Source organism: Photorhabdus sp. RM323S, assembly GCF_042879375.1.
In the GTDB taxonomy this organism is placed as follows: domain Bacteria; phylum Pseudomonadota; class Gammaproteobacteria; order Enterobacterales; family Enterobacteriaceae; genus Photorhabdus; species Photorhabdus tasmaniensis.
In genome coordinates, this window is record NZ_JBHFKZ010000086.1 from 1 (window position 1) to 8,773 (window position 8,773).

9 protein-coding genes and 2 pseudogenes are annotated in these 8,773 nt (G+C 42.5%); 5 read left to right on the forward strand and 6 right to left on the reverse strand.

Annotated features, from left to right (window positions below; genetic code table 11):
- The 5 genes and pseudogenes from ACGF7G_RS21115 to ACGF7G_RS21135 all read left to right on the forward strand — a co-directional run.
- Nucleotides 1-1,664 (forward strand): DUF637 domain-containing protein (locus ACGF7G_RS21115; protein WP_387468163.1); only part of this gene is annotated, 1,664 nt, incomplete at its 5' end.
- Nucleotides 1,665-1,673: 9 nt separating this feature from the next.
- Complete coding sequence (locus tag ACGF7G_RS21120) at nt 1,674-1,997, forward strand: hypothetical protein (protein WP_387468164.1); 324 nt, start codon at nt 1,674-1,676, stop codon at nt 1,995-1,997.
- Between the two features lie 137 nt (nt 1,998-2,134).
- Entirely contained in the window at nt 2,135-2,653 is a 519-nt protein-coding gene (locus tag ACGF7G_RS21125; protein WP_387468166.1) for a hypothetical protein, read from the forward strand.
- Between the two features lie 5 nt (nt 2,654-2,658).
- Nucleotides 2,659-2,958 carry a hypothetical protein gene (locus ACGF7G_RS21130; protein ID WP_387468168.1) on the forward strand — a complete coding sequence of 100 codons (300 nt, stop codon included), beginning with the start codon at nt 2,659-2,661 and terminating at the stop codon, nt 2,956-2,958.
- Nucleotides 2,943-3,266, forward strand: a pseudogene (locus ACGF7G_RS21135) (contact-dependent growth inhibition system immunity protein); the annotation flags it as partial. The gene ACGF7G_RS21130 and the pseudogene ACGF7G_RS21135, both read left to right, overlap by 16 nt.
- A gap of 1,328 nt (nt 3,267-4,594) precedes the next feature.
- On the opposite strand, the gene ACGF7G_RS21140 reads toward ACGF7G_RS21135, so the two are convergent.
- The 6 genes and pseudogenes from ACGF7G_RS21140 to ACGF7G_RS21165 form a co-directional block, all read right to left on the reverse strand.
- Entirely contained in the window at nt 4,595-5,182 is a 588-nt protein-coding gene (locus ACGF7G_RS21140; protein ID WP_387468169.1) for an ATPase, T2SS/T4P/T4SS family, read from the reverse strand.
- A 22-nt stretch (nt 5,183-5,204) separates the two neighbouring features.
- Nucleotides 5,205-5,744 carry a type IV pilus biogenesis protein PilP gene (gene pilP, locus ACGF7G_RS21145; protein WP_387468171.1) on the reverse strand — a complete coding sequence of 180 codons (540 nt, stop codon included), beginning with the start codon at nt 5,742-5,744 and terminating at the stop codon, nt 5,205-5,207.
- Complete coding sequence (gene pilO2, locus ACGF7G_RS21150; protein WP_387468173.1) at nt 5,731-6,816, reverse strand: type 4b pilus protein PilO2; 1,086 nt, start codon at nt 6,814-6,816, stop codon at nt 5,731-5,733. The genes pilP and pilO2 overlap by 14 nt, the downstream gene beginning before the upstream one ends.
- A gap of 259 nt (nt 6,817-7,075) precedes the next feature.
- Nucleotides 7,076-7,297: a hypothetical protein gene (locus tag ACGF7G_RS21155; protein ID WP_387468175.1), complete on the reverse strand. Its 222-nt coding sequence runs from the start codon at nt 7,295-7,297 to the stop codon at nt 7,076-7,078.
- A 202-nt stretch (nt 7,298-7,499) separates the two neighbouring features.
- Nucleotides 7,500-8,423: a hypothetical protein gene (locus ACGF7G_RS21160; RefSeq protein ID WP_387468177.1), complete on the reverse strand. Its 924-nt coding sequence runs from the start codon at nt 8,421-8,423 to the stop codon at nt 7,500-7,502.
- Nucleotides 8,420-8,773: pseudogene (locus ACGF7G_RS21165) on the reverse strand (hypothetical protein); the annotation flags it as partial. The pseudogene ACGF7G_RS21165 and the gene ACGF7G_RS21160, both read right to left, overlap by 4 nt.

The following is an 8,773-nucleotide window of genomic DNA, read 5'->3' on the forward strand; positions in this document are numbered from 1 at the left end:
CTTACAGCCGTTGGGACCAAAAAAGCACCCGCTTAAACCCGGTCGCGGGTGCTGTGATTGCGATTGCGGTCGCGGCGGTCACTGCGGGCTCTGGCCTGGCGGCCTGGGCGGGAAGCGGCGCGGTGGGGGCGACCGGTGCCACCGGGGCTACAGCGAGCGCGGTTTATGGGGCGGCGTATGGCGGAATGATCGGGCTAGCCTCGCAGGCGGCGGTGGCCTTAATTGAAAACAAAGGCAATCTCACCCAGACACTGTCAACCTTAGCGCAGCGCGATTCAGTCAAATCTCTCGTGACACAAATCACCGTGGGTGGGGCATTAGGGGGATTAGACCACACGATGGGGTGGGGAAAACTGGTCGAAGGAAAAACCGTGGTCGATCCCCTAAAAGCACAGCTGCCTTTATTGAGTCAGAATAATTGGAGTCAGGTGGCCCAGCGTGTGGCAGCGCAATCCGTCGTGAGTGCAACATTGGGCACCGCTATTCATGGCGGCAGCTTGACGGACAATCTGCAAACCGCGTTGTTGAGCAATATCGGTAGCCAGATTAACGCGGAAGGGGCCGGGCTGATTGGGGATAACGGGGAAATTTTGGGGGTGCCCGGTAAAGCAATTAGCCATGCGGCAGTGTCTGCCCTGGCGGCGGAAATTGCGGGCGGGGATGCCAAAGGGGCGGCAGTAGGGGCGCTGGCGGCTGAATTAGCCGCAATCACAATGGAAAGCCGGCTATTTGAACCATCGTACAAAAATGAAGCCGAGCGGCAAATTCATAAACTTCAGGAAGCGCTGACGGGTAATGAAGCCAAGGCTCAGACGGCCAAATTTATCGGGGCGTTGTCAGGCACCCTGATAAGTCATACACAGGAAGGTGCCTACAGTGCGGCTAACAGTGCAGAACTTGTCTACCGTAACAACATGACGGAACATATGCTGCATCAGTTATCGGTTGATAATCAAAAAGATATCCTGGCGGCAGAGAAAGGGGATAAATCGGCGGCAGAACGCGTTATTGCGCGACGGGATGCCGCGATAACCGTGACCGCAGTGGCCGCCGGCGGATATGCACTGGCTTATGGCGGTTATATACTGGTGGCCGGATCGGCTGAAATGGCCGCTGCAGGGCGTGTTGCGCTTGAAGGGTGTAAGACGAATCCGGCGCTGTGCCTGAATAACGTGGGCATTTTTGTTGCGGATGCCATTGCGCCAGAAGCGGCAGTGGGAACGGGCGTTTTAGCGACCGGGGCCGTAAAAGTATTAGGTAACACCAAAGAAAGTGCGAAAAATCTGGCAGGAGAATTGAGTCATGTCTCAAAGCCGCTGTTAAGCAATGCTAAACCTGATACCCATGCTGTAACTCGCTTGATTGAAAATGAGAAGTTGTATTCCATTAACCAATCCGTTAATGGAAAGCCTATTGTACTTGAAAATGGATTCTACTCTGTTGACGGTATGAAGATAAGTCAAAGTTATTATGATCGTCTTTGGCAGCAAGGAAGACCAGCTCCATTTATACAAGCTAAAGAGATATTAAATAGTAATCCTAAAGTGATTCCTGATCCAAGGGGAGCTCCTGGATATTTTAAATATGAAGCTGGAGGATTAGAAATGATTTATAATCCAACAACAGGACAAATAGGTCATATTCAACCTATAAGATCAACATAAGGAATAGTTATGGAAATTTGGTCTATTTTAGAGGATGAATTAACTCGATATCGAGATTTGTCTTCTTCTATCCGACAGTTATTAATGAAATATGAAGTTGAGTGTTCAGAGTTAATATTGGAGATTAAAGGAAGATCATTTGAGGATAGCCAAGATATTTTTAATCATCTATATGATATTCAAAAAAAATTGGCTACAACTTTATATAAATATGAATTTAATTTGAGTGATCGTTTAAAAGAGTTTGTTTATCATTTTGATCGTGATGATATTTATTCACGAAAATATTGGTATCAAAAGTTCAAGAACGGATTAACATGGCCAGAAGATTAAACATGCCCCCGAACTGAGGAATGATGGCATGTTTTTACTACTATTTAGCCCTGCCTCGCTGTTTATGATAACGGGATAATTCTGGATGTGTCCGGTAAAGCCCCAGCCATGCAGTGGTCTCTGCCCTGGCGGCGGAAATGGGGGGCGATGATGCCAAAGGGGCGGCTGTGGGTGCGTTGGCCGCAGAACTGGCGGCAATTACAATGGAAAGCCGGCTATTTGAACCGTCGTACAAAAATGAAGCCGAGCGGCAAATTCATCAGCTTCAGGAAGCGCTGACGGGTAATGAAGCCAAGGCTCAGACGGCTAAATTTATCGGGGCGTTGTCAGGCGCCCTGATAAGTCATACACCGGAAGGCGCCTACAGTGCGGCTAACAGTGCAGAACTTGTCTACTGTAACAACATGACGGAACATATGCTGCATCAGTTATCGGTTGATAATCAAAAAGATATCCTGGCGGCAGAGAAAGGGGATAAATCGGCGGCAGAACGCGTTATTGCGCGACAGGATGCCGCGATAACTGTGACCGCAGTGGCCGCCGGCGGCTATGCACTGGCTTATGGCGGTTATATACTGGTGGCCGGATCGGCTGAAATGGCCGCTGCAGGGCGTATCGCGCTTGAAGGCTGTAAAACAATCCAGCTCTGTGCCTGAATAACGTGGGCATTTTTGTTGCGGATACTATTGCGCCAGAAGCGGCTGTTGGAACAGGCGTTTTAGCGACCGGAGCCGTAAAAGTATTAGGTAACACTAAAGAAGGTGCGAAAAATCTGGCAGGAGAATTGAGTGATGCCTCAAAACCCCTGTTGAGCAATGCTAAACCTGATACCCATGCCGTAACTGGCTTGATGGAAAAAGAAGCGTTGTATATAGAGCGCAACTCGGCAACAGCGACTGTCAGCGCCGCAGAAACCGGTATTCAATGGGGCAAGGGTAATATGAAAATAGTCGGACATTAACTTCTCTCGAAGAGCGAGGTGCTTTTTTTGATCTTGAAAAAGATAAAGAGCAGTACGCTGCATGGGTAGCCATGCTGATGGAAAAATATGGGTATAAAACCAAAAAGGCTTTATTCAAAGATATGAAACATTGTTCTATCCATTGTGTTAATGGCTATATTACTATTTCACCTTCTCGTCATGAAAAACTGGAGGCCTGGGGAGGTACAGGACGTGGTGGAAGTGATAAAATCATTTTGTCTGTGGAGAATTCGACTACTGAGATCGGTGTGGGGCTGAGGCTCGCTCTTAGTCGCTGTATCGGTTAAATCAAGATCCCAGCCGTAAAAAAGCTGGGATTTTTTCCCTTTTTGGTTGTTCGGCAAACTATTTTCTTTTCGGTGATTAGTTATCTGAGGATAAAAAAACAGGTATCCATTAATGCCAGATTTTGAAAAGGTAAAGAGTAACTAAAACGGCTTATTCCCTATTATGTTTAATGTATTCATCAACGATGTTATCCTTTGCTTATTTTACATTTACCTAACCGGCCATAACTATTTAAAAGCACAAAAATAGAGATATTAAAGCTTTTATATAAAAGACGGATTTAACTATGTAAGTACAAATTTTTAAAATAACGTTAATTAAATTTAATCGAAGTCAATTAACCATTAAAATAAAGTTAAAAATAAATCAACAAGAAAAAGAGTATTGTCAGAAAAAACATAAAATAGTATCTATAATCAACATTAATTAAACGTAAAACATAATATACCACAATGATTAAATTTAATAAAAAAAGTATTAAAATCAGTAAAAACAATGACTAAGACCTTATTATACAAATTAAAATCAGCGGTTAAAAAATTTATTTTAATAACAATTTAAAACCTGCCCATCATAAATCCATCAGTGAAAATGAAAAAAATAATTGGCTTTATTAACGCTTATAAATAAGGTTTCATAATTCCGCTACACGTGGTTTTCTTCAACCAATTGTTATACATAGAGTTATATGTTATGTAAGGTGTAGCACTATTTTGGAAAGTTATTTATACCAAATATAAAAGTACAAAAAAGAATATGAATCGGTTAATCAGACAATCTACTTTCCAAAAGGAACCGATTTTAATAACGTTTTCAACTGGGGATAAATTTTTTCATAAGCCAGTTAAATAATCATTCACAAAATACATTAAGTACGCCCAATTAAAATTATTTTACACTATTTTAATCCGTCCAATAACATTGTTTTTTACGGTTTTATTTAAATAATGCCTTAAATGTGATTTAACGATAAAATCAACTCATATCGTTATTCTTCCAATCTATTTTCGCATTCAGTTAACGCTTAAATACCCATTTAATCATTATAACCTTTCTGGTTGATTAATCCGCGAGAATTTTACGCTTGTTGATGAAATAAAGTGTTATTAAATTAATTTACCGAACTGTTTAAACATCATTTAAATAGACATGGGTAAATGAAATTAACTAAATGCACATACCATTTATTACGCTAAAATAGCCATTTAAATGAAGACAAAACAAAAAACTATTAACCCATTAATCCGTAAAACAAATCTCTTTTTAAAAAGTAAAAACTTTTTATTTAAAACTGTGCTTTGAGAAATCTGTAACATCAAATCCAACCTCAAATACGTGGCTTGAATTCACAATGACCATTACTCTGCAAGCACAAGACATTCATGTTGTAACGATCATTCATAAACCCAGAAACTTCACAAATTTCCGTCACCACTCGTCCCGGTTCCGCCACTATCTTTTCTATCACTATCACCAGATTCACACTCTTGGCGATCATCCAACCGATCGTCTCAGGCGTGAAACTCTGCGCGGCTTCATCTTCATAAATGTAATGCGAAAGTTTTTGCAGCCCCTCCTCAGATGAGTTGGCATGTATTGTTGTTACACCTCCAGGGTGCCCGGAGTTCCAACTCTTGAGCAATGTATAGGCTTCACCACCGCGAATTTCACCTACCACGATGCGGTCCGGACGCAAACGCATCGTCGTCCGCAGTAAGCGGCGCATATCCACATCCTTACTGGTTTGTAACAGTGCACGATTAGCATTGTTAAGCTGCAATTCCATCGTATCTTCAATCGCCACGATACGGTCACTCGGGCATTGCAGACTAATCTCATGCAAAATAGTATTCGTCAGCGTCGTTTTCCCGCTACCGGTACCCATACACAGCAGATCGGAACTTGTTATTACCATAGGAATTTCCACCTATCAGCAATTAACGACTTAACGGCAACGGCGGTGCAACCATTAAATCCAGACTATCCAATAACGATGCATCATTCGTCGCAGTCAGTCCCACATCATAAAATCGCCCCTGTTTGGTAAAAGTGACCACTCCGTTATTAATGCGGATCACTTGGTAACCATTCGGCAACCGATCACCGGCTTTCACATCCATAATGCCTCCCGAACGAAACCGCAGCGTGGCAATCAGAGCACTGTTGCGCCCAAAGATTGACTTAACTAAAGGCAGATCATTATTAGCCACACCGCTTTTATTCACGACGCTGGAAATTTTATCGAGTTCAGCCTGCGCATTTGCTCTAGCCGTCTCAGCTTTAAGTAACATCACCTCGGTCTGTAACTTTGCCAATTGTTCAGCAACACTGTCAGTCGTTGCTGCCGGCAATGCCGGTTTCTGCACAACGGGTTTTGCCTGAACCGTCGAGATCTCAGCAGGTGATGTTTGTGCATATGCCAGGGAAAATACCGACACCACAAAGACACGGATCATAAACTGACTAATTTTTTGCATAGAAAACTCCACTAAGCTCCCACTGAGGAAAACCATCAGATAATACAATTCTGGCACTGGTGACCCTCAATCCAGGGAGTGGCTTACCTGAAAACAAAGCATCTGGCGGTAATTGAGAAGAGAGCGTCCAGCTATAAGTCTGCCAGTCAGGGTTAGCCCACACATGAGTCTCTCCTTCTACCGCAGGAGGAGGGGGTGGCAGAACAGAAGCGCTTTCAGTTAAAACCGGAGGCGGCAAACCCAATGCCTGGAAATAAGACATTAACCCAATCAGCGCCTGATCTGACGATGGCAATGCGTCGTCGTCGCCTTCCGGCAGATCCTCACTCTGCTGATTGAACGGTATTAATACCTGTGCCTGCTCTCCCCCATTGGAAATCACAGGGTCAGACCGGAATATATTGATAGCAGCAACCTGAAAAATATTGATCGGCATCCCTTCATGACGCTGGTAGCTCACGGAAACCGTATCCGTATCCAGGAGAATGGATTCAACCTGCCAACCAGCAAGGAATAAGGGAACCCTGGCTAAGGCTCTCTTCCATGCAGAGAACTGCCATTCCATTCGTGGTTGTACAAACCACGGATGCGGCGGTGGAATTTCCACTTCATTGGGTAAATCCGGGATGATCAATACCGTATTCTGCTCATAGATGTGCCACCCCCACCAGCCGCCGACCAGCAAAAACACCAAACCCGTGGTCATGCCAAAGAGCTTAATTTGATACTTCGACATTTCACCCGTTAAACTTTCCAGCTGACCGACAGATTTTTTCAATGCGGATTTCGGCAACAACTGTACCAACGGCATCTCCGGCCACAACGATTCAAACTCTTTCGGTGCATAAATCGCATTCCATACCCCGTTAGCTCCCTCTACCAACTGGACCGTATCACGCAACTTCGCTTCGATCTCTGCGCGGGGTCCGATCAAGTCACGCCCAGCCATGATTGCGCCCTGATGTACCGCGACTAATGCATAATGCCCATCAGACAAACGAAACGCGCCGATCCAGTTAGGTTTATCTACCACTTTGGCAAGGGCCGCGGCCAATGAATAATCACCCGGCACCCCAGTCTCCATAGATCGTTAAAAACTATCAAATATATTAATTTCCATCGTGAGTATCGATTAAAATTAATGGTATAGCTCATTAAAAAACCAAAGGATTTTATTCTGTCAATTAGTTAGAAATGATTATTTATAAATATTTTTAATTTATTTAGCGGGATTGTTGTTAAGCGTTACTGTTGTGACGTACCTGTCACAGATCACATTTTGGTGAAAATGGGGGGTGCAACAGCACCCACTGGAATAGGGAATTTAATGCTCAATAATTTTCTATCGGATCTTCTGGTAAGGTGTGGCTGGAAAAACGGATTTTATCCTCGCTGCCTGGACCGTTTATCGGGTTTTTAGCCCATTCATGAAACTGAAACACCGGATTATCCGGGCTATAAAAAATCGCTTTCGGGCATTGTGGATTGTCAGATATACACCGTTTCCCCACCAGGGAAATCATCACAGGGATGCCGTCGGTTTCATCAACCACCCAAATATCCCCTATCGGTTCAATCTGGTTATAAATAAAAACCCGTTTTCCAATTTTTAAGGTTAATTTGTGAATGCAAGGGTCCGGGATTTTACAATCGCATACGGCGCTTTTCATGTTCACTGAGAGCATAGTTTTTCCTTACTTCTCAGTATTAACTGCCAGAAACGGTTAATACTGAGTTATCTAAAAGAAATCATAGTTATCTTGAAATCACCACTTTTCCATTGATTAAAGAAAAATAGGGGCTGAATGTGAATCCATTTTCACTATTATTTTTATCCTCCATCAATAATGGTGAATTATTGCTATTTTCAACTTCAAACCGGAATAGTCGTCCATCCATATAGCGCACCAGTTTATATTTACTCCAGTCTATCGTTACCGCCTGATAACCGTTATCAAAATCTTCCTTAAAGTCATAAGAATCAAAATAATTCTGTTCTGTACTATCATTAGCTTGCGCATGCTCATATAACATTAATTTAGCTGCCGATTGTAAAGCCACCAAATCTTTATTTTTCATGATTTGCCAAATATCTTCATAGGCTTTTTTAACCAGTTCAATACTTGTTGCTGTCTCCGGCAATGGAGTAGCTGTCGTCCAAGCCCAAACAGGTAAATCACTCAATGTGACCGTCCGTTCCGTATGATAATAAAACTCACCAAGATATTCCTTTGTCGTAATTCTACTGGATTGTGCAGTATCAATATTAAAATTAACGGACTGCGTACTATCAGGTTCTAATGTACTATTCTTATCTACCACGCTGGTAATAATATTAGTCACTTCATTAGACTCATAAGGAGTTACCCTTACTAATCTAACCTTACATTTCGCATCTTTTTCTTTATAAATATATTTATCATCCCTAGCACTTAGCGGTCCCATATCAAGGCTGATAACATTTTTACCGTTTTGCAATATCACTGCAACATTATACCCAGCCGATATAGTACCACTAATTGATCCAAAATTACTCAAAGTGTAGATCCCATTGACTTTAAGTCTGCAAAGTACATTATTTGTTTCTAAGTAAGTAATATATTTAACTTTGTCCATCGTATTTTTACCATAAGCTGATAGCGAAAATAAGGCCACAAAAAACAAAATAACTTTACTCATTGCGATAACCTCAGTTTGTATGTCGACTTTTCTTTTGGCAGTTTTGGATATACCTCCCATTTTTTCTTTGTATCTATTTTGCTTTTATGATTAAAAACAGCTTCTTCATTTCTAGATGGAGCAGTTCCTAACCCATACTCCACATAATAACTGGCAACGATCCCCTCATGAAAAAATACCAGATATAACCCGTTATCCTGCTTATCCAGTTCAAAACACCCTTCCGCTTCAATATCTGCACCGGCTTTAAAATATCCTTCTACCAGATAATATTTAAAACCCGCCTGAATATTCGTTTCCGCCCTAATCGCCAGCATACCCCTGACGCTATCCCCCAACTGGAATTCCAT

Excerpts from the sequence above, each read along its gene's own strand:
- ACGF7G_RS21160 (WP_387468177.1), bottom strand. The coding sequence starts at position 8,423 with ATGAGTAAAGTTATTTTGTTTTTTGTGGCCTTATTTTCGCTATCAGCT.
- ACGF7G_RS21120 (WP_387468164.1), top strand. The coding sequence starts at position 1,674 with ATGGAAATTTGGTCTATTTTAGAGGATGAATTAACTCGATATCGAGAT.
- pilP (WP_387468171.1), bottom strand. The coding sequence starts at position 5,744 with ATGCAAAAAATTAGTCAGTTTATGATCCGTGTCTTTGTGGTGTCGGTA.
- ACGF7G_RS21125 (WP_387468166.1), top strand. The coding sequence starts at position 2,135 with ATGGGGGGCGATGATGCCAAAGGGGCGGCTGTGGGTGCGTTGGCCGCA.
- ACGF7G_RS21140 (WP_387468169.1), bottom strand. The coding sequence starts at position 5,182 with ATGGTAATAACAAGTTCCGATCTGCTGTGTATGGGTACCGGTAGCGGG.